The following is a 19,667-nucleotide window of genomic DNA, read 5'->3' as shown; positions in this document are numbered from 1 at the left end:
CGCGCTCAAGGAAGGAAACCTGATCGCGCGTTCAGATAATGCGGCTGTCACCGGCGCCGGCTTTCCCCCATTCTGCCGGCGTTTGGCGGGGGGCAAAGCCCCGCGAGGGAGATATGATGCGACTGAGTGGTAAGATTGCTGTCGTCACCGGCGGCGGGTCGGGCTTTGGCGAAGGGATCGTGCGGAAATTCGTGGCCGAGGGTGCGAAAGTCGTGCTGATGGACCGCGATCAGGCCAATGCAGAACGGGTGGCGGAAAGCCTTGGCGCTGATTGCCGCCCCTTCATCGGTGATGTGGCAAGCGCCGAAGGCATGACGGGCGCGCGGGATCTGGCGCTATCAGTCTTTGGCGGGCTGAATGTGCTGGTCAACAATGCCGGGGTGGGTCATTTGCCGACACCGCTCGACGCGCTGGACGAGGCGGATTTCGACCGGATCGCCAATGTGAACATGCGTTCAATTTATTATGGCGCCCGCGCGATGGTGCCGCATTTCAAGGCGCAGAACGCCGGTGCGATCCTGAATGTGGCCTCCACCGGCGGCGTCTCTCCGCGCCCCAATCTGACCTGGTATAATGCCTCCAAGGGCTGGGTGATCACCGCGACCCGCGCGATGGCGGTGGAACTGGCCCCGTTCGGGATCCGCGTCAACGCGATCAACCCGGTGGCGGGGGATACGCCGCTTCTGTCCACCTTCATGGGGTCGGACACGCCCGAGATCCGTGCAAAATTCCTCGCCTCGATCCCGCTTGGCCGGTTCTCGACGCCCGAGGATATGGGCAATGCCGCCGCGTTCCTCTGTTCCGAGGAAGCGTCGATGATCACCGGCGTCGCGATGGAAGTCGATGGCGGGCGCTGTATCTGAGGCGGCAAGATGAAAGAGATCTATGAGATCGCGGTCGTCCCCGGGGACGGCATCGGCCCCGAAGTGGCGGCCGCCAGCGTCGAGGTATTGCGCGCGGCCTTCGGGAATGACTGCCCCCTGCGCTTTGCCGATCATCCTGCGGGCGCCGAGCTTTACCGCCAGACCGGCGAGAGCTTTCCGGAAACCACCTTCCGCGCCTGTGCCGGGGCGGATGCGGTTTTGCATGGCGCGGCGGGAATTCCGGGTGTCGTCCATCCTGACGGGACCGAGGCAGGGCTGGATTTCACGCTGCGGCTGCGGTTCGAGCTGGATCTTTTCGCCAATATCCGCCCGATCCGGCTTTATCCCGGCATCCGGTCGCCGCTGGCGGATGTGAAGCCCGGGGATATCGATTACATCATCCTGCGCGAGAACAGCGAAGGGCTTTACGCCGCCCGGGGCGCCGGCGCGCAGCTGCGCGGTGAGATGGCGGTGGATACCCTGGTTCAGACCCGAAAAGGCGTCGAACGCATCGTGCGCAAGGCGTTCGATCTGGCGCGGGCCTCGAATGGCGCGCCGGCGGATGGGGTGAAACGGGTCACCTGTGTCGACAAGGCCAATGTGCTGCGCAGCTATGCGTTTTTCCGCGCGATCTTTGACGAGGTGGCGGCGGAGTATCCCGATATTCAGGCCGAACATGGTCTGATCGACGCGATGGCGATGTATCTTGTGACAAAGCCCGGCCATTACAATGTGATCGTGACCGAGAATATGTTCGGCGACATCCTTTCGGATCTGGCGGCGGCAACGATTGGCGGCATGGGGCTTGCCCCCTCGGCCGAGGTTGGCGAGGCTCAGGGGCTGTTCCAGGCGGCGCATGGCTCGGCCCCGGATATTGCGGGCAAGGGGGTCGCGAACCCCTATGGCACCGTGCTTTCGGCGGCGTCGATGCTGGAATGGCTGGCAGCGCGGCATGAGGATTGCCGCCTCTCAGGGGCCGCAGCCCGGATCCGTACTGCCGTCAGCGCGGCAATTGCCGATGGGCTGATCAGCCGTGATCTGGGCGGCGACAGCGGCAGTGCCGCCATCACTGAAGGGCTGCGCGCCCGCCTGACCTGATCTGGCGCTGCGCTGAAACGTGAAGGCGCGCAGCCGGCAACTGCGCGCCTTTATCTCATGCCTTGCAGGGCATCCCCGCCGGGTTCCGGCGGCTCAGCCAGACCAGAGCCAGCCCTGCCGCCGCCGTCAACCCGCCCGCGACCGGCACTGCGCTATAGCCCAGATCCAGCGCGATCACTGCGCCACCAAGCGCCGCACCGATCGCATTGCCAAGGTTGAAGGCCCCGATATTCACCGAAGAGGCAAGGCCCGGCGCATCGGCAGCGGCCTGCATCACCCGCATCTGTACCGGCGGCACGATGGCAAAAGCGGCAGCCCCCCAGAGAAACAGCGTGATCGCGGCACCAGGAAGCGTTCCAAGAGTAAAGGGCGCGACCAGCATGATCAGCGAAAGCGCCGCGAGGAAGATCGCCGTTGCCCCTTCCAGCGACCAGTCGGCCATCCGGCCACCCAGCCAGTTCCCGAAGGTGAAGCCCAGCCCGATCAGCACCAGCGCCAGTGTCACAAACCCGTCCGACGCGCCCGCCAGGGTCGCCAGCACCGGCGCAACATAGGTGTAAAGTACGAACATCGCGCTGGCGCCAAGCACCGTCGTGGCAAGCGCCACCAGCACCGGCGGCCGGGTCAGCACGCGCAGCTCCCGCGCGACTTCGGGGCGCGCGCCGGCGGCACCGGGCGGCAGGGCGAGCCACAGGGCCGCGATGGTCAGAAGGCCAAGCGCCGCCGTCCCGGCAAAGGCCTCGCGCCAGCCGGTCGCCTGGCCGATCCATGTTGCCACCGGCACGCCGCCGATATTGGCGATTGTGAGACCCATGAACATGGTCGCAACCGCGCTGGCCTGTTTCTCTTTCGGAACGAGGCTCGCCGCCACCACCGAGCCGAGGCCAAAGAACGCCCCGTGGTTCAGGCTGGTCACCACGCGCGAGGCCAGCAGGGTCCAGTAATCAGGCGAAAGCGCCGACATCAGATTGCCAAGCGTGAAAATCGCCATCAGCACCATCAGAGCCGTGCGTTTGCCAAAGCGTGCGAAAAGGAGCGTCATGACCGGCGCCCCGACCATCACCCCGATGGCATAGGCGCTGACCAGCATCCCGGCCGAAGGGATCGAGACCCCGACCCCGCGCGCGATCACCGGCAGCATCCCCATCGGCGAAAACTCGGTCACGCCGATGGCAAAAGCCCCCACGGCGAGGGCCAGCAACGGCCAGTTCAGTTTGCGGCTTTCCATATCTTGTCCTCACGCGGTCCAGTCAGGTGCCAGACCTGCGGGCGAGACGATGCGGCCATCGGCGCGGGCAAGACCGCTGATCGCGGCCATCTCGGACCCGGTCAGCGCAAAGTCAAAAATGTCGAAATTCTCGGTCACACGCGCGGGGCTGGCGGTTTTCGACAGGGCGACAAAGCCTTGCTGGATCAGCCAGCGCAGGCCGACCTGAGCGGCGGTCTTGCCATATCGCGCCCCGATCCCGGCGATCAGCGGATCCTTTGGCACCGCACCATCGGCCATGCCGAAATAGGCGGTCAGGGATGTGCCGGTCTCCCGCGCCAGAGCGGCCATCTCTGACTGGTCAAGCCAGGGATGGATTTCGATCTGATTGGTCAGGATGGGGGCTGCGCTGGCTTCGGTCGCCGCGCGCAGCTGGCTGCGGTTGTAATTGCTGACGCCGATATGCCGGGTCTTGCCCGCCGCCCGGGCCTCGTTCAGCCAGTCGATCTGTTGTGCAACCGGCACCTGATCGCCGGGCCAGTGCGCCAGCAAAAGATCGACCTGATCGACCCCGAGCTTTTCGAGACTTTCATCGACCGAAGCCGCAAAACGATCTGCGCTGTAATTTGCCACCCAGACCTTGGTGGTCAGGAACAGCTCGCTTCGCGGCAGACCCGAGGCCTTCAGCGCCTGTCCCAGAGGGGCCTCGTTCTCATAGATCTGCGCCGTGTCGAAATGGCGAAACCCGGCCTCAAGCGCCGCCGGGACGATGGTCTGCACCTCGGGGCCAGACATGCGGAACACGCCAAAGCCAAGCGCCGGGATCATAGCCCCATGGGTCTTTACAAATTGCATCCTGTTCTCCTGTGCCAGATCCATCGGGCGGCTGGCGTTGCCCCCAGATAGACCCGCTGCGAGGGCTTGATAATTCCTCCGATCTTCGCATCATCTGTGAAATTATTTCCTGGATGCGCTGAGAGGGGCAGGGGACGAGGATGGACAACCGCGCAGGCGAGATGCAGGTGTTTTTGCGGGTGGTTGAATCCGGCAGTTTTTCCGAGGCGGCCCGGCAATTGCTCATGACCCCTTCGACCGTCTCGAAACTGATCGGGCGGATCGAGACGCGGCTTGGTGTGCGGCTGCTGGAACGCTCGACCCGGCGGCTTTCGCTTACGGGCGAGGGGCAGGTCTATTATGACCGCAGCCTCAACCTCCTCGCTGAGCTGGATGCGATCGAGGCTGACCTGGGACGGGGGGCCGCCAGCATCACCGGCAAGGTGCGGATCTCGGCTTCGGTCGGGCTGGGCGTGGTGGCGATACAGCCCTTGCTGCCGGAGTTCTGGCAGGCATATCCGAATATCACCCTGGATCTTTCGATCTCGGATGAGGTCGTGGATCTCTATCTCGACCGCACGGATGTGGCGTTTCGGGTGGGGCGGCTGGCAAGCTCGGGCCTGACCGCGATCCGTCTGGGTCATGCGGCGCGCAAAATCGTGGCCTCGCCCGATTATCTGCGCCGGCGCGGTGTGCCGCAAAGCGGTGCCGATCTGGCGGATCATGCCTGCCTTGGCTTTAATTTCCGCCGCTCATCGCCGGTCTGGCCGCTGCAGGAGGGCGGGCGGATCATCGACAACCGCGTGAATGGCCCGCTTCTGGCCAATAATGGCGAGACGGTGCGTCAGATGGCGCTGGCCGGAATGGGTCTTGCGCGGATGGGGGAGTTTCATATCCGCAAGGATCTGGCGCGCGGCACACTGGTCGAGGTGCTCGCCGAGGCCGTCGACGGTGACAATGAAGATGTGCATGCCGTCTTTTTGGGCGGCGATCACCTGCCGCGCCGTGTCCGTGCCTTCCTCGATTTCATGACCCCCCGGCTGCGGCATTTTCTGGAACAGGCGCCGGGCTACCGCAGCAGCTGAGACGGCATCGGCGCGGCATGCGCAGGGCGGTGACCAGCTGGTCCGGGCGCAGGATCCCGATGCGGATTTCCTCTTGCGAGGCAACCGGCACCACCCTTCGCGGCGAGACCTGATCGCCCCGACCGGCAGCAATAAGGCGAAACGGCAGACCCGGACGCGCGCCAGGCCGATGATCCGGCGTGCTGTCGGGCTGGCTGGAATCCCCGCCAATACGCGGATCGAACAGGCGAGAGATTTCGAGGCGCAATCCAGCCTGATGGCGTTCTGAAATCCTGCCCTCGTCCGATTTCTCCGATCCTGGCAGGCTATTCCGAATGGCACAAAAACACGCCGAATTAACCGCTGTTGCCTGTCTTTGGTGCTGTCATCGGCTGGCCCTGTCGCAAGGGTTGATTCAATTGCCCCGCATTGCAGGCGGTGTTCCCAGAGCAATACAGCCGCGACCTGGCGCCGCCCGCAAAGCTTGAAGAACAGAAGCGATTCCCAAATTCCTGCAGTGCCGCGGCATGACGACCAGACCATTTGTGGCGCCGCAATATGCTCCGGGCGCGGATTCGAAGGAATCCCGATGCGGGTGACCAACATCTTCGGTAATTCCGGGCCTGAATATCAGAACACGGAAAGACCCTTTGATATTCAGAGCTTTGTCGAAATGCCCCGGGCCGCAAGGAGGCTGGAACTCTGCAAATCATTTTATGATTTCTGCGTGCAGATCGGGTCGGGCGCTTGCGCTATATCGGAGCATATCAGCGCCCGGGAAGCCGGTCATGACGCGCCGCAGAGGATCTTCGCGGTCAACGGGTCCGGCCTCGATGCCGATGTGGGCGAGATCGCCCGGGCTATTTCTCCAATCCGCCCGGGGCTGCTGGTCATTTGCCGCAGCCTGTCTGGCCTCGCAGACCTGGTCATCGCCTTGATGTTCACCTGGGGATTCCGCGACAATGACCTCCGGGCCACCTTCTGCCGGTCGCAGACCGGACTATGCAATGATCTGGGGAGCTTTCTCTCTGGCGCAGCTGTGTCGGGCTTTCCAATGGTTTCCGCCATTCGGCGGGTGCCAGGGGGAGCGTCCTTTTCGTGACCGGCTTCGGCCTTGTCCCGGACTGTGTCAAAGCGCTGAACAAGGTGAAAGGCCGCAAAGCAGCCGGTCCATCACCGCGCCGTCAAACACTCTGAAACGGGTCGCGGGCGGGGTGAGCAGTGCCTATCCGCTTCCCGTCAACACTGAAGAGCTATGTGACCCTTTCCCCACTTGCACCAGGCGGATGGCAGAATTCTTCGCTGACGACCGGTCCCGGACCTGCTGTGCCGGGGTCGTTGCCAGATATGAATGGTCATGGCCGTGCCCCGCAGGTTCGGAGAGCGGTTTCAGATTTCGGTCGTCATCGGGTTTGGCTCGACCTTCCCGTTGATCCTCTTGGGCGCGCTTGCGACCTGTGCACCAGGTGTTTGATCCCACGGTTTGCTGGTGCGATCCTTTCTCTGGAATGGAAGGACGCCCTTTGGGAAAAATTCGTCATGGCAGCGCCACGACCACGCACGCCGTCAGAGCAGCAATACAGCGATCGCAAGTCGAAGATCTGCCCGCCATTGGTTCAAGGGCGGGTCTGAGGGCTCGCGCAGTTGAGCCGTGAGTTGGGCATCAATCTCAAGACCGTTGCGAAGTGGCGCAAGCGGTCGACCGTCGAGGATATGAAGACGGGGCCTTCGGAGCCACGATCCACTGTCCTAACCTTGGCGGAAGAAGCAACCCGCGCCTCGCAGGGGCGCGATGCGGCAGCAGTACGGGAGCGGGGGCCCTGACCTGACCCGAGGCGACGGGGGGGCTTCGGTCTCCGGGTGACCACTCCCCGAGGTCAGATTGCCGGTCCTGGCCCTGCGCGGGCTTCTGTCCTTTCGCACGGCCGGCAGGTCAGCCGGCACTGCTGAGCCGCTCGAGCAGCGCGTCGAGCTCAGGGTCGCTCTCTGGGTGGATCAACTCGCCGGGCGAAGGATAGCTGCCGCCGGCGACCTCGCTGCGAAAGGCTGTAAGCGCCCTTTGCCGTTCGATGACGATCTGCTGGCGCAGGCTGGCCACATCCCCCCAGGAGCGGGCATGGCGTGGCAGGCGCGGGCTGTCGCCGATGATGTCCGAGGTGAACAGGAACGCCACATCACCGCCCGGGCCTGAGCCGAGCGAGACGGTGACCAGCCCCGATTTGCGGGTGATGGCCGAAAGCAAAGGCGCTGCGACCAGCTCGGCCTCGACCGCGAAGGCACCGGCCTCTTCGAGGCGGCGGAAGCGATGCCAGAGCTCTTCGGCCTCGGACGGCTCGCGCCCGACGCCGCGGGTGCGGCCGGTCCAGGTGCTTTTGCGCGGCACGAAGCCCAGATGGCCCATGACGGGGATATCTTCCGCCGCCAGCAGGCTGACGACCGAAAGGCGGCGCGCGGTGATCACCGCATCGGCGCCATCGGTCAGGGCGCGAAAGGCGGTGCGCAGGATCTCGTCTTCGGTGATGGCTTCAGCGAAACCAAGCGCCGCCGTCACAAAGACCCGTTTCGATCCGCGTCGGACGGTTGTCACATTGGCAGCACGGCAGACCACCATCTCAATCCCGGCGGCTTCGGCGGCTTCGGCCTCTTCTGCGGTATCGGCGGTGACCTGGGCGTGGCGGGCGGGGGTACCTTTCCCCGCCCGGAGCGAGCCGACCGTCACCATGCGCTCGGCCGGTTGCGCGGCCCAGTCAAAGATCTTCGGCATCAGGCTTTCAGCTTCCGCGCATATTCCGGCGGCGCGATGACGCCCGGCTTGTCGAACCATTTCGGCACATCGACGCCCGACCACAGCAGGATATTGCCCCAGGGGTCAAAAGCGCCGGTGCGCACAATCACCTTGGCCTGTGCCGCCATCGCACCCAGGATATTGGCATGCGTGGTCATCTCGTGATCGGCATCGGGGAAGAGCGTCTTCACTTTATCCAGCAAGACCGGGTTGTTCGTTGGCAGGTTGTCAGCATAGCTGACTTTCTCAGCCACGAAATCCGAAGCGATCAGCGACAGCACCTGGCCCAGATCCGGCAGGTCTTTCTCGATCGCGAGATCGACGCGCCAGGCCGTGTCGGGGATCGGGAAGCCTGCATCACAGACGATCATCAGATCGCCATGCCCCATCGAGGCAATGGCATGGTTCAGTTCAGCGTTCAGAATGCGACCGCGTTTCATTGGATTTCCTTCGCAAAGGCTTCGATTTCATGGCGCCGCCCCAGCGACGGCACCACGCCGAGTTTCGTGCAGGCCCAGGAGCCGCAAAGCGTGCCATAGCGCGCGGCCTCGGGGATGGATTTCCCCTCGGCCAGCGCCACGGCAAAGCCCGAACAGAAGGCGTCGCCCGCGCCGGTGGTATCGACCACCGCGACCTCGGGGGCGCGAATATGCAGGTCATGCTCGTCCGAGAGGATCAGCACACCTTCACGTCCAAGCGTCACCACCACCGTGCCAACCCCAAGCCGCCTGAGCCGGATCGCCAGATCGCGGGACGGGGTCGGGTCGTCAGGCTTCAGGCCCAAAAGGATCCGCAGTTCGCTTTCATTCGGGATCAGCACATCGACATGTTTGAAAATCGAGGGATGCAGCGCACGGGCCGGTGCCGGGTTCAGGACTGTTCTCGCCCCCGAGGCCTTGCCCAGTTCCATCGCGCGCGAGGCGGCGGCATCGGGGATTTCCAGCACCGTCATCACCACATCCGACATGGCCAGCCGGTCGGCGGATTTGTCAACCTCGGCCGCATCCATCGCGTTATTCGCGCCCATATCGAGGATGATAAAGTTGTTGCCCTCGGTGTTAAGAATGATGAACCCCACCCCGGTCGCGCGGTCCGGCAACTCGGTCACATGGCGGGCGTTCACCCCTTCGGCGCGGTACATATCGGTGGCGATCTTTGCCAGCGCGTCATTCCCCACACAGGCGACCAGCGCCGAATCCGCGCCAAGCCGCGCCGTGGCGACCGCCTGGTTCGACCCTTTGCCCCCAGGCCCCATATCGAAATCGGAGCCCAGAATTGTCTGGCCAAAAATCGGCAGGGTGGGGGTTCTGATCGTCATCCCAACCGCAAAACTGCCGACAACGGTAATAACCGGTTTCTTCATGCTGCCCCCTCCACTTCGGACAGATGTGCGGGCTGCACACTCGCCGCCATCATCAGATTTTGCTCGGAAATCTCCGCTCCGGTGAAATCGCGCGAGACCATGCCATGCGCCATCATCACCACGCGGTTTGCGTGCAGGACGAGTTCGGGCAGTTCGGACGAGATCATCAGCACCGCCAGTCCTTCTCCCGCCAGGCGTTTCAGGATCGCGTAGATCTCGGCTTTCGCGCCGACATCGATGCCCCGGGTTGGTTCATGCAGGATCAGAACCTTCGGCTCTGACACGATGCCGCGCGACAGGATGATCTTCTGTTGATTGCCGCCCGACAGCGTGCTCATCACCTGGCCCGGCCCGGATACGCGGGCGTCAAAGGCGCGGATCTGCTGGCTGGCGGTTTCCCCGATCAGGTCATTCCGCAAAACGCCGATCTTCGAGTGGCGGTCGAGCGTCGAGGACACCACATTCTGCGCCACTGACATCGACAAAAGCGCGCCGCCGTTGCGGCGATCCGCCGGGATCAGTGCGATTCCGGCCCGAATGGCAGCCATCGGCTTTTGCGCCGGCAGTGTCTGGCCGGCAATGGTCACGGTGCCCGAACGCGGGCAGAGGCCGAAAATCGCCTCGGCCAGAATATCCTTGCCGCTGCCGGGCAGGCCGCCGATCCCGAGGATCTCGCCGGGGCGCAGATCAAGCGAGACGCCGTTGATCTCGCCCGGCACCCGGAAGTCGCGCAGGGACAGAACGGGCGCCGTGTCGCGCGGCGGATGGGTTATTCCGTAAGGCGCGGCATCCCCCAGATCGCGCCCGACCATCGCGGCCACCAGATGCGGCACTTCGATGCCGGTCAGATCGGTGATGCTTTCGACCAGTTCGCCATCACGCATGACACTGATCCGGTCGGAGAGCGCCAGCACCTCATTCAGGTGATGCGAGATATAGACAATCGCCACGCCCTCCGCGCGCAGCTGGCGCATGATGTTGAACAGGTGTTCGGATTCATGTGGCGAGAGCGCCGAATTCGGCTCGTCCAGCACGAGGACCCGCACCTTGCGGGCCAGCGCGCGGGCGATCTCGACTAGCTGCATCTGCGCCACCGACAGATCGCGCAAAGGTGTCGCGGGGTCGATATCCATGCCGAGCCGGGCGAGGATTTCACGCGACTGCGCTTGCGCGCGGGCACGGCGGATCAGCTGCCAGGATGGGATCTCTGCCAGCGCCGGCAGCATCACATTCTCGCCCACCGAGAGGTTGCGGCACAAAGACAGCTCCTGGAACACCACAGCAATCCCGCGCCGCCGCGCGTCCAGCGGCGAGGCCAGCCGCAGCGGTTGGCCATCCAGCATAAGCGTGCCCTCGCTTGGCGCCAGAACGCCCGCGAGAATATTCATAAGCGTCGATTTTCCCGCGCCATTCTCACCGATCACGGCATGAATCTCGCCCGGGTTCAGCGACAGCGACACATTCGAGAGCGCGCGCACACCGGGGAAAGATTTGCCGATCCGCTGAAAACTGACGACGGGGGACCTGTCCATCTGCATTCCGTGCCGATCTGTTCAGAAACTGTCCGGGAAACGTCCCGGGCCCCGACGAGCCCGGGACGCTTTGATCAGTTCACGTCTGCGATATTTGCAGAGGTGAAGATGCCGACGCCGGTGTCGAGATCGTCAATGGTCTCGCCGTTGAGGAACTTCGCCAGCAGGTCAACGGCGGCAAAGCCCTGGGCTTCCGGAGCCTGGTCGATGGTCGCCTGGATCACCCCGTTCTCGACGAACTCAACCGTCTGGTCGAGCAGGTCAAAACCGACGATCTTGACCTCGCCCGCGCGGCCATTGCGATCCACCCAGGAACCGGCTGCCGGAGTGGTGCAGCATTCAAGGCTCAGAAGCCCCGAGATTTCCGGGTTGCCAAGCATGGCGTTTTCAATCGCGGCATACATTTCCTGCGGATCGGTGCCGGTATTGACGGTCTGCACCACCTCGGCCGCGGGGCAACCGGCCGCCATCGCCTCGCGCGCGCCGCTTTCGCGGTCGAGCGACCATTGCGCGGCTGCATCCAGCGTGAGGATCAGCAGCTTGCCCTCGGGATGCACCTCGCACATCAGCTTGCCGGCTTCGCGGCCCGACTGGATCAGATCCTGGCCGGCGAATGCGATGCGTTTGCTGTCGGGATTGTCGGTATTATAGGTGATGACCGGGATGCCCGCCTCGACCACGCGGTCGATGATCGGTGCCAGCGCATCGGTCGAGACCGAGGAAATCGCCAGCCCGTCCATCGTGTCCAGCAGCGCCTCGATCTCATTGATCTGGCCATCGGCATCGGCGCCAACCGGGCCGATGAATTTCGCTTTGACCTTGTCCAGCGCATCGCCGCGCTCGACGCCTGCGCGGATCTGCGGCGCGAATTCATTCGAGACATCGTGATACGAGACGAAGATGTTCAGCTCTTCGCCCGCGGCCACCTTTTCGGCGATCCGCGGCGCCAGGGCGAAATCCTTGACATTGATCGGGTCAGCTCCGGCCAGCATCGGCCAGGCAAGCCCCGCGACCAGCGCGGTTCCAAGCAGTTTTTTCATCTGAGTTCCTCCCTCTTTGTTGTTTTCGATCATGCCCTCCCGCATGATCGCCCCTATCGGGGTCATTCAGATCCGGCGTTCCCGGATGGTCCATTTGTCGATGGCAACCGCGACGACGATGACGAGGCCGATCAGGAATTCCTGGGCGAATGGCGAAACCCCGGTCAGCACCAGCCCGTTGCGCAACACGCCGATGATCAGCACACCAAGGATGGTGCCGATGATGGTGCCTTCACCGCCCGCAAGCGAGGTGCCGCCGACGATGGTGGCGGCGATCACGTCCAGCTCCAGCCCCAGTCCGGTGCGCCCTGCCTGGCCCGAGGGCAGGAAGGCGATCGACAGGATACCGGCAAAGGCGGCAAGGCCGCCCATCAGCGCGAAGGCTGCGATCTTCACGCGCTCGACCGAGATCCCCGAGACGCGCGCCGCCTTGGTCGATCCGCCCACCGCCAGCACGCGAAAGCCGAACGAGGTCCGCGCCAGCAGGAACCAGCCCGCCAGCGCGATCAGGGCAAAGAACACAAGCTGCATCGGGATGCCGCCAACCGAGCCCTGACCAAGGAAGGTGAACTGCGCCAGCACATCCGGCGCGGCGCCATTTTTGGCGTTGACGGTGACCGGGCGGCCATCCGTCAGGATCAGCGCCGCACCGCGCACCATCGACAACATGCCAAGCGTCGCGATCAGGGAGGGCAGCCGCCCATAGGTCGACAAAAGCCCGTTGATAATGCCGATCACAATCCCGGCCAGGATGCCCAGCACCAGGGGCGCGAAAAGCCCGTAGCCGGCGACGATCACCATGCCGGTCACCAGGCCGCAAAACGCATAAATCGACCCCACCGAGAGGTCGACTTCGCCCGAGGCGAGCACGAAGGTCATGCCGACCGCCATGATCCCCAGAAGCGAGACCTGACGCCCGATATTCAGCAGATTATTGGTTGTGAGAAAGCGATCATTCAGCAGCGTCAGCGCGATACACATGACCAAAAGGGCCAGCGCGACGCCGGTTTCGCGCCCGCCGAACCGCAGGAACCGCTTTTTTGCCGCTTTTGCGGCAGGCTGTGCCAGAGATCCTGTCATCAGCTTCCTTTCCGGGATGGCCGCAATCAGGGCCTTTCTGGGATGGCGAATGGCCCGCCGTCGCGGGCCATAATGGCTCAGGAGAACCGAAGTCAGGCAGCCATGAAGCTGCCGGCAGGAACCGGCTTCATCTCTTCGTAATTGCCATATTCGCGCAGACGGGCGAAGGGCGCATTCGAGACGGCGTTATAAGAGCAAATGTAACCCCAGCGATAGGTGTCGCTGTTGTTTGCATCCGAGCGGTGCAGCAGATTGCCGTGGAATACCAGCGCGTCACCGGCTTCCATCTCGACATAGAGATGCTCGTAGCGCTCGATGGCGGCCTCGAGATGGGTGCGCGCCACATTGGTCTGGCCATCTTCGCGGACGTGATCCAGACGGCCGAGCTTATGGGTGCCGCTCAGCACCTGGAGGCAGCCGTTTTCTTTGGTCGCCTTGTCGAGCGAGATATAGATCGACAGCATATCGGGGCGCAGGCAGCCATTGTTGTACCAATAGCCGAAATCCTGGTGCCATTCCCAGGCGCCGCCCTCGCGGGGCTGTTTCATCGTCATTTTGTGGCTGTAGAGATAGCTCTCTTCACCCAGCAGCGCTTCGGCCTGCAACACCATGCGCTGGTCACGGGCCAGAAGCCCGTATTTGTCATCGCCAGCGGTGTTCCACATCTTCAGAAGCGTGCTTTTGCCATCGCGGTCACCCTTGGCCATGACACTGCCTTCGCGGGCCTCTTCTTCAAGCTGCTTGCGGGCGTGGTCCCGGAAATTGGTGACTTCTTCGGCTGAAAGCAGCCCTTTGACGATATAGAAGCCATCTTCCGCATAGCGGTTCTGCTGGTCCCTGGTCGGCATGAGCATGACCCGGCCCTCCCTCTGTCTTCGAAATGAAATCCGATCCTCCGGACCGCGCGCCATGGCTGCAGCGGCCCCTCCTGTGGCGGTTATGACCTGTCGGGTGCCATTCTAAAATGGACTCTCAGATCAATTATTTGTACAAAACGCGCATGATTGCGCTCCGCGAAAAACGAACGGTTTTTGTCGAAAACCTGCATACGCTGCCCGATCCCCGCTGGGACGGCGCAGTTACCCGTGTGGCCCGGGCGGGCCATGTGATCTGTGGCCCGGATTATGCGATCAGCCGGCTGTCCTCGCCGGGATTCGATCTGCTGTATTGCCGGGAAGGGCAGGGGACGATCCGCATCGGCGAGGAGCTGCGCCGGATCGGCCCCTCGACCTGCGCGGTGATTGCGGGCGATCAGCCGCATGGCCATTTCGCCGACCGACAGGACCCCTGGGTGCTGTACTGGCTGCGCATCACCGGGGCCGAGGCGACAGAGATGATGCGCCTGCTGTTCGGCCCCGCGGGGCGGATCCCGATCGCGCGCGGGGCGGCGGTCGCCGACTGGTTTTCCCGCCTCTTTGATCTGATGCGCGAGCGGGGCACGAACCAGGATCTGCTGATCAACCGGCAGATCGGCGAACTCTGGTCATTGCTGAATGCCGAAAGACTGGCACTTGAAAGCGACCGTCTGCCGCCCGCGCTGATGCGCCTGATCGCCGCGATGGGCGCCCGCCCCGAGCTGCGCTGGACGGCGGAAGACATGGTTTCAACAGCCCGGATGAGCGCGGCACAGCTGCGCCGCCTGTTCAGCGCGCATCTGCAGACGACACCGCGCGACTGGCTCAGGCGGCAGCGGATCCAGCGCGCTCAGGATCTGCTGCTGCGCCAGGGGGTTACGGTCTCGGCGGTCGCTGAGGCCTGCGGCTTCAGCGACATCTATCATTTCAGCCGCGAATTTCGCCGGGTGGTCGGTCTGTCACCGACCGCCTGGCGTCAGTCAGATGGCGGCGGCGGTTTGTGAGACCTTGTCACTTTGCCCGAGGATGCCGGGCAGCACCGCCGCCAGCCGTTCGATATCCGCACCGGTTGTGGCATGGGAGGTGACCAGCCGGATCGCGGTCTGCCCGTCTGACCGGGCAATGAGATAATGCGCGAAACCGGCCTGGTTCAGCGCCTCGCTCTGCCCGGCACTGGCGGCAAAAAACAGCATATTCGCTTCGACCGGGTAAAGCGGGCTGTGACCTGCGGTCCGCATAAGACCGGCAAGCTGGCTCGCCATGGCGTTGCTATGCGCGGCCAGCCGCAGCCAGAGGTCATTTTCCAGCCAGGCTTCGATCTGGGCCGAAAGGAACCAGAGCCGCGATGCCAGATGCCCGGCGCGTTTCATCAGCCGGTCAAATCCGGCGGCCTGATCGGGGTTGAAGATCAGAACCGCTTCGGCCCCGGGCGCACCGCTTTTGGTCGCGCCGAGACAGAGGATATCGACGCCGGCGCGCCAGCTCAGATCCGCCGGTGTGCTGCCGGTTGTCGCCAGCGCATTGGCAAAGCGGGTGCCATCCATATGGACGCCCAGCCCGGCCGCCCGTGCCGGCCCGGTCAGCGCCCGGATATCGGCGGCGCGGTAGGCGGTGCCCAGTTCCGTGCACTGGCTGAGCGAGAGCACAGCCGGTCGCATCCGGTGCGGATCCTGGCTGTCATGAAGGGGTGGCAGATCGTCGGGCGAGATCCTGCCGTCGCGCGCCCCGATCGGCAGCAGCCGGGCCCCCGACTGGAATTCAACCGCGCCGCATTCGTCGAGATTGATATGGGAGTCGCGATGGCAGATCACTTCGGCAAAACGTGGCGCGAGCTGTGTCAGGGCCAGCGCATTCGCCGCCGTCCCGGAAAACAACGGGAAAAAGCGCAGATCGCGGTCAAAGACCTCGCAAAAGCGGCCTTCGACCCTTTTTGTGATCTCATCCGCAGCATAGGGCGAATGACCCTGGCGCAGCACGGGCGCGAGGGCATCGAGCAGCTCCGGCGATGGCGGGCAGCTGTTATCAGACCGGAAATCAGTCATTGCAGCGCATTGATCCCCGCAAGGACCGCCGCGCGCGGCGTTTCCTCGAGCAACTGGAACAGGCAGTCACCAGGCAGGCAGCGCCCCATTGCGCGGACCACCGCGACGATCCCGTCGCTGGTGAAATGCAAGGGGATGGGGGCGTCTTCCGGGCGCTCCGGCCGGTGGATCCAGCCGGCAGGCTGACCCTTTTCCACCACATCGCCGGGCTCGGCCAGGGGCTCGAACACGCCTTCCCCCGGGGCATAGGTGAAATGGGCCTGCGTGTTGAAGACGAAGCGGGTCGCGATCTCCTCACGCCATTCCCCGGCCAGGTCCAGGATGCCGAGATGGTCGAGGAGGCGGTATACACAGCGCTCGGCCACATTCAGATCAGCGGCATTCAGCGCGCCGCCGCCGCCAAATTCGCCCGAGAGATGCATGACCCCTTTGCGCAAAGCCGCCCGTCCGGCGACCGGCGCGGCAGGGATCCCCGCCTGCGCCCAGGACAGCGGCGCATTCATCGCCTCAAGCGCGGCGAAGGTCCTGGCCGCCATCGCGGCATCACAGCCCAGATCGGCATAGGAACAGGAAAGATGGCGCAGCGAACTGCCCCCCGAATGCAGATCCAGCATCGCGTCACACAGCGGCAGCAGCTCTTCGGCGATGAAAGCCGCAATCTGCCCGGTTGGGGTGTCAGTATAGTGATCCCCAAAGCTGCGGTTGAGATTGCCACCATCAAGCGGAGAGGTGCGCTGGCCCGCGACAACAGCGGGCAGATTTGCCGCCGGCAGAACGAGGATCCGGCCCCTGATGCGGCTGACATCAAGGCTGCGGATTAGCCGCGTCAGAGCCAGCTGCCCCTCATATTCATCCCCATGCGAGCCCGCCATCAGAAGGATCGTCGGTCCCTCGCCATTGGCGAAAACCGCGAAAGGGATTGCGATTGTGCCATAGGCGGAACGATGGACAGAATGCTCGACACGGATCCAGCCGACCTGGCGCCCCTGGGCGGTCAGGTCCGGCTCACACCAGACGGAGGTGAGGGACATGCAGTTCTCCGGTTATGAGGACGGTGACCGGGTTTCCGGTCACCGGAACGGTCCGGGCGGCACGCGATGCGCCCGGAGCCCCTGGCGCGGCGGTCAGCCTTCCAGCCAGATCCGTTCGATGATGCGGTCGCCCGAGAGGTCTGCGACATTGCTTGGCTCGAACCCTTTGACCCGCACCGATTTCGCATCGAGGAAATCGGCAAAGACCGGGATCGCGCTCGGCCCCTCATTGTGCAGGATCGCCTGCATCTCGCCATAGATCTCTTTGCGGCGGTCGAAATCGAGCGCGGCCTTGCCCTCGGCCAGCAGCGCATCAAAGCGCTCATTGGACCAGTAGCTTTCATTCCAGGACGAGCCGGTGCCATAGATCAGCGAGAAGGTCTGGTCGATCGGGCGGTTCAGCCAGCTGGACACCGCGAAGGGCTGCTTCATCCAGGCGTCGGTCCAGTAGCCATCCGCCGGGCGGCGTTGCACATTGATCTTCAGGCCCGCCGGCCCGGCCTTGGCGGCATAGACCATGGAAAGGTCAATCGCTTCGGGTAGCGCCGCCTCGGACGTATAGAGGTCGATGCTGAAATCTTCCATCCCGGCGGCCTTGAGGTGGAATTGCGCGCGTTCCGGGTCGAACAGGCGCTGCGGCAGGTCGGCATTGTAATAGGGGCTGTCGGGCGAGATCGGGTGATCATTCCCCAGCGAGCCCAGCCCGCCCATCACCAGATCCAGCATCGCCTGACGGTCGCAGCCATACATCAGCGCCTGGCGGATATGATTGTTGCTGGTCGGTTCCTTGTCAGCGGCGCAGATAAAGGTCCAGTGGACCGCACCGGGCGAGCGCACCAGGTCCAGCTTCGGGTTGTCGCGGATGAAGGGCACGACCTTGCGGTCGACCTGATTGATCACGTCGATCATGCCGCTTTGCAACGCCGCGAGCCGCGAGGTGCCGTCATTGATCACATGGATCACCACCTGATCGACATGGGCGCGATCAGATTTCCAGTAATCCGGGTTGCGTTCCAGCACCGCCCGCACGCCGGGGTCAAAACTGACCAGCCGATAGCCGCCGCTGCCGGTCAGGTTCGGCCAGTCTGTGAAACCATCGGGCACAATCATCGCGTGATAATCGGCGAAGACGCGCATGAATTCAGCATTGGCGCTGTCAAGCACCACCGTCACTTCGTCCGCTGCGGTCACCTGAATGTCGCTGATCGTGTTGAACAGGGATTTCGCGCCAGAGGTCGTGTCTTCACCGCGATGCAGATTGACCGAATAGACCACGTCAGCGGCATCAAGTGTCTTGCCATTGTGGAAGGTGACACCGCTGCGGATCTTCAGGACCCAGGTGATGGCGTCGGTGCTGTCCCAGCTTTCGGCAAGTTCGGGCGCCAGCGTGCCGTCGGGCAGCACCTCGACCAGCTGGTTGCAGACCGCAACCCCGATCACCCGCTGCACCTGCTGGGTAAAGGCGCGCGGGTCGAGCGAGTTGTCGGTGCTGCCCCCGGCCATCCCCAGATTGAACACGCCGCCTTTGACCGGCGCCGCGCTTTCGGCGCGCGCCATGCCAAGGGGCAGCAAGAGACCAAGCGCAGATCCTGCCGCAAGGAAGCCGCGCCGGCTGAGGCCAGAGCGTGTGCCAGAGCGTGTGCCGGTGAGAGGGAAAGATGTCATCTGATATGTCCCTGTTGTCATTTGTTTTGATTGTTCAGATCGCGTTCATCGTCGCTGAGGCTGCGGTCTGTATGCTCCTGCGCCGCTTTGACTGCGGCCCCGGCATCGCCGGCGAGGATCGCGTCGATCATCGGCTGATGCCATTCGATCAGATTGATCCGGGATGGCCAGTTCAGCTCCGACCAGCGATAGAGCCATTCGGTATGGCCCGAGATCGCCTCATATTGCCGTTTGAGAAGCCCGTTTCCGCAAAGCCCCACAATGCCACTGTGAAACCCGAGATCGGCCTTGACCCGATCCTCGGCGACCCCGGACATCTCTGCCGATCTGAGCCGCTGGCCGAGTTCGGTCAGCCTGTCGCGCTTGTCGTGATCCATGGAACCGGCCAGCAACCGGACGGCCAGTTCCTCCAGCGCGCCGCGAAGCTGGTAGCTCTCGCGCAAAACTTCGGGGTTGATCTCTTTCACCGACCAGCCGGCATAGGGGCGCCGGACCAGCAGGTTTTCGGTTTCTAGGGCCGCAAAAGCCGCCCGCACCGTGCCGCGCGCCACCTGAAGGGCATTCGCGACCTCCTGTTCGGTCAGGCGTTGTCCGGCCACAAGCTCACCGGCGACAATCATGTTGCGCAGGTGCGAAATCGCCCGGTCCGTAAGACTTACTTTCTCGAACAGCATGAAAGACCCCCCGATTCCTCGAAAGATAGATGATTGTTAGCAATCAGCAACACAGATTCGGGCGGGCGGGGGTTTTTCTGCGACTGTTCAGGCCGGAGCGCCTGATTTCCGGGCAAAGTGCCAGGACAGCAGAGCCCTGGGCTTTGCCGGAGCCGTCATCGTAGGGGCGCAAAGCCGGCAGTGTTCAGGATTGCCAGCAATGCGGCCCTTCGCTGAGGCGGCGCACCACGTCAGGCAGGTTTCCGTCGGCCAGATTTGCAAGGCTGGTTTCATCCAGCACTGAATAGCCCCGAGTTTCTTAGACGCCTTCACGTCTCATCATCTGCTCTCGTTCAAACTCGGCGGGCGACAGCATCCCGTTCCTCGCATGCTTGCGCTTCGGGTTGTAGAACATCTCGATGTAATCGAACACGTCCTGCCTTGCCTCTTCGCGGATCCGATAGGTTCTGCGCCTGATGCGCTCGCGCTTGAGCAGGTTGAAGAAGCTCTCGGCGACTGCGTTGTCGTGGCAGTTGCCGCGGCGGCTCATCGAATG

The 19,667-nt window shown here is 63.6% G+C and carries 19 protein-coding genes and 1 pseudogene; 6 read left to right on the top strand and 14 right to left on the bottom strand.

Features of this window, described 5'->3' with window-relative positions:
- The first annotated feature begins 116 nt into the window (after positions 1-116).
- The gene (locus JC607_RS20525) at positions 117-863 is read left to right on the top strand and encodes a glucose 1-dehydrogenase (RefSeq protein WP_198838709.1); all 747 of its coding nucleotides are present in this window, start codon (positions 117-119) and stop codon (positions 861-863) included.
- Positions 864-872: 9 nt separating this feature from the next.
- The gene (locus JC607_RS20520) at positions 873-1,961 is read left to right on the top strand and encodes an isocitrate/isopropylmalate dehydrogenase family protein (protein WP_198838688.1); all 1,089 of its coding nucleotides are present in this window, start codon (positions 873-875) and stop codon (positions 1,959-1,961) included.
- Between the two features lie 55 nt (positions 1,962-2,016).
- Here the strand turns inward: JC607_RS20520 and JC607_RS20515 are convergent, their stop codons facing one another.
- Positions 2,017-3,189 carry an MFS transporter gene (locus JC607_RS20515; protein WP_198838687.1) on the bottom strand — a complete coding sequence of 391 codons (1,173 nt, stop codon included), beginning with the start codon at positions 3,187-3,189 and terminating at the stop codon, positions 2,017-2,019.
- Between the two features lie 9 nt (positions 3,190-3,198).
- The gene (locus tag JC607_RS20510) at positions 3,199-4,023 is read right to left on the bottom strand and encodes an aldo/keto reductase (protein WP_198838686.1); all 825 of its coding nucleotides are present in this window, start codon (positions 4,021-4,023) and stop codon (positions 3,199-3,201) included.
- A 140-nt stretch (positions 4,024-4,163) separates the two neighbouring features.
- On the opposite strand from JC607_RS20510, the gene JC607_RS20505 reads away from it, so the two are divergent.
- From JC607_RS20505 to JC607_RS25545, 3 genes and pseudogenes are all read left to right on the top strand, one after another.
- Positions 4,164-5,087, top strand: coding sequence for a LysR family transcriptional regulator (locus tag JC607_RS20505; protein WP_198838685.1), 924 nt, complete (start codon positions 4,164-4,166; stop codon positions 5,085-5,087).
- Positions 5,088-5,550: 463 nt separating this feature from the next.
- Positions 5,551-6,168, top strand: a complete 618-nt coding sequence (locus tag JC607_RS20500) for a hypothetical protein (RefSeq protein ID WP_198838684.1) — start codon at positions 5,551-5,553, stop codon at positions 6,166-6,168.
- A 421-nt stretch (positions 6,169-6,589) separates the two neighbouring features.
- Positions 6,590-6,836 (top strand): annotated as a pseudogene (locus tag JC607_RS25545) (hypothetical protein); the annotation flags it as partial.
- A 163-nt stretch (positions 6,837-6,999) separates the two neighbouring features.
- Here JC607_RS25545 and JC607_RS20495 read toward each other — a convergent pair.
- From JC607_RS20495 to JC607_RS20465, 7 genes are all read right to left on the bottom strand, one after another.
- Entirely contained in the window at positions 7,000-7,830 is an 831-nt protein-coding gene (locus JC607_RS20495) for a 3-methyl-2-oxobutanoate hydroxymethyltransferase (protein ID WP_198838683.1), read from the bottom strand.
- A complete protein-coding gene (gene rbsD / locus JC607_RS20490) occupies positions 7,830-8,291 on the bottom strand; it encodes a D-ribose pyranase (protein ID WP_198838682.1) in 462 nt (153 codons plus the stop codon). The genes JC607_RS20495 and rbsD overlap by 1 nt, the downstream gene beginning before the upstream one ends.
- Positions 8,288-9,214, bottom strand: coding sequence for a ribokinase (locus tag JC607_RS20485; RefSeq protein ID WP_198838681.1), 927 nt, complete (start codon positions 9,212-9,214; stop codon positions 8,288-8,290). Before JC607_RS20485 ends, rbsD begins: the two co-directional genes overlap by 4 nt.
- Positions 9,211-10,746, bottom strand: coding sequence for a sugar ABC transporter ATP-binding protein (locus JC607_RS20480; RefSeq protein ID WP_198838680.1), 1,536 nt, complete (start codon positions 10,744-10,746; stop codon positions 9,211-9,213). Before JC607_RS20480 ends, JC607_RS20485 begins: the two co-directional genes overlap by 4 nt.
- 74 nt (positions 10,747-10,820) lie before the next feature.
- Positions 10,821-11,786: a substrate-binding domain-containing protein gene (locus JC607_RS20475; RefSeq protein ID WP_198838679.1), complete on the bottom strand. Its 966-nt coding sequence runs from the start codon at positions 11,784-11,786 to the stop codon at positions 10,821-10,823.
- 66 nt (positions 11,787-11,852) lie between these two features.
- Positions 11,853-12,866: an ABC transporter permease gene (locus JC607_RS20470; RefSeq protein ID WP_198838678.1), complete on the bottom strand. Its 1,014-nt coding sequence runs from the start codon at positions 12,864-12,866 to the stop codon at positions 11,853-11,855.
- Between the two features lie 92 nt (positions 12,867-12,958).
- Complete coding sequence (locus JC607_RS20465; protein ID WP_198838677.1) at positions 12,959-13,720, bottom strand: phytanoyl-CoA dioxygenase family protein; 762 nt, start codon at positions 13,718-13,720, stop codon at positions 12,959-12,961.
- A 146-nt stretch (positions 13,721-13,866) separates the two neighbouring features.
- On the opposite strand from JC607_RS20465, the gene JC607_RS20460 reads away from it, so the two are divergent.
- Entirely contained in the window at positions 13,867-14,724 is an 858-nt protein-coding gene (locus JC607_RS20460; protein ID WP_198838676.1) for an AraC family transcriptional regulator, read from the top strand.
- Here the strand turns inward: JC607_RS20460 and JC607_RS20455 are convergent.
- From JC607_RS20455 to JC607_RS20435, 5 genes are all read right to left on the bottom strand, one after another.
- On the bottom strand, positions 14,701-15,762 hold the full coding sequence (locus JC607_RS20455) for a low specificity L-threonine aldolase (protein ID WP_198838675.1): 1,062 nt from the start codon (positions 15,760-15,762) through the stop codon (positions 14,701-14,703). The genes JC607_RS20460 and JC607_RS20455 overlap by 24 nt on opposite strands.
- Positions 15,759-16,793, bottom strand: a complete 1,035-nt coding sequence (locus tag JC607_RS20450) for a succinylglutamate desuccinylase/aspartoacylase family protein (RefSeq protein ID WP_198838674.1) — start codon at positions 16,791-16,793, stop codon at positions 15,759-15,761. The genes JC607_RS20455 and JC607_RS20450 overlap by 4 nt, the downstream gene beginning before the upstream one ends.
- A 93-nt stretch (positions 16,794-16,886) precedes the next feature.
- Positions 16,887-18,458 carry an ABC transporter substrate-binding protein gene (locus JC607_RS20445; RefSeq protein WP_198838673.1) on the bottom strand — a complete coding sequence of 524 codons (1,572 nt, stop codon included), beginning with the start codon at positions 18,456-18,458 and terminating at the stop codon, positions 16,887-16,889.
- A gap of 17 nt (positions 18,459-18,475) precedes the next feature.
- Entirely contained in the window at positions 18,476-19,132 is a 657-nt protein-coding gene (locus JC607_RS20440) for a GntR family transcriptional regulator (RefSeq protein ID WP_198838672.1), read from the bottom strand.
- A 298-nt stretch (positions 19,133-19,430) separates the two neighbouring features.
- A partial coding sequence (locus JC607_RS20435) for an IS3 family transposase (protein ID WP_198838671.1) occupies positions 19,431-19,667 on the bottom strand: 237 nt, incomplete at its 5' end.

Source organism: Paracoccus sp. IB05 (genome assembly GCF_016405985.1).
Taxonomy (GTDB): Bacteria; Pseudomonadota; Alphaproteobacteria; order Rhodobacterales; family Rhodobacteraceae; genus Pseudogemmobacter.
This window is presented reverse-complemented; position numbering and strand designations above follow the sequence as displayed.

Bases quoted from the DNA above. Each gene is read 5' to 3' on its own strand.
- JC607_RS20525 (WP_198838709.1), top strand. From the start codon at position 117: ATGCGACTGAGTGGTAAGATTGCTGTCGTCACCGGCGGCGGGTCGGGC.
- JC607_RS20495 (WP_198838683.1), bottom strand. From the start codon at position 7,830: ATGCCGAAGATCTTTGACTGGGCCGCGCAACCGGCCGAGCGCATGGTG.
- JC607_RS20480 (WP_198838680.1), bottom strand. From the start codon at position 10,746: ATGGACAGGTCCCCCGTCGTCAGTTTTCAGCGGATCGGCAAATCTTTC.
- JC607_RS20440 (WP_198838672.1), bottom strand. From the start codon at position 19,132: ATGCTGTTCGAGAAAGTAAGTCTTACGGACCGGGCGATTTCGCACCTG.
- JC607_RS20475 (WP_198838679.1), bottom strand. From the start codon at position 11,786: ATGAAAAAACTGCTTGGAACCGCGCTGGTCGCGGGGCTTGCCTGGCCG.
- JC607_RS20455 (WP_198838675.1), bottom strand. From the start codon at position 15,762: ATGACTGATTTCCGGTCTGATAACAGCTGCCCGCCATCGCCGGAGCTG.
- JC607_RS20515 (WP_198838687.1), bottom strand. From the start codon at position 3,189: ATGGAAAGCCGCAAACTGAACTGGCCGTTGCTGGCCCTCGCCGTGGGG.
- JC607_RS20470 (WP_198838678.1), bottom strand. From the start codon at position 12,866: ATGACAGGATCTCTGGCACAGCCTGCCGCAAAAGCGGCAAAAAAGCGG.
- JC607_RS20485 (WP_198838681.1), bottom strand. From the start codon at position 9,214: ATGAAGAAACCGGTTATTACCGTTGTCGGCAGTTTTGCGGTTGGGATG.
- JC607_RS20520 (WP_198838688.1), top strand. From the start codon at position 873: ATGAAAGAGATCTATGAGATCGCGGTCGTCCCCGGGGACGGCATCGGC.
- JC607_RS20460 (WP_198838676.1), top strand. From the start codon at position 13,867: ATGATTGCGCTCCGCGAAAAACGAACGGTTTTTGTCGAAAACCTGCAT.
- rbsD (WP_198838682.1), bottom strand. From the start codon at position 8,291: ATGAAACGCGGTCGCATTCTGAACGCTGAACTGAACCATGCCATTGCC.
- JC607_RS20465 (WP_198838677.1), bottom strand. From the start codon at position 13,720: ATGCTCATGCCGACCAGGGACCAGCAGAACCGCTATGCGGAAGATGGC.
- JC607_RS20450 (WP_198838674.1), bottom strand. From the start codon at position 16,793: ATGTCCCTCACCTCCGTCTGGTGTGAGCCGGACCTGACCGCCCAGGGG.
- JC607_RS20505 (WP_198838685.1), top strand. From the start codon at position 4,164: ATGGACAACCGCGCAGGCGAGATGCAGGTGTTTTTGCGGGTGGTTGAA.
- JC607_RS20510 (WP_198838686.1), bottom strand. From the start codon at position 4,023: ATGCAATTTGTAAAGACCCATGGGGCTATGATCCCGGCGCTTGGCTTT.
- JC607_RS20445 (WP_198838673.1), bottom strand. From the start codon at position 18,458: ATGACATCTTTCCCTCTCACCGGCACACGCTCTGGCACACGCTCTGGC.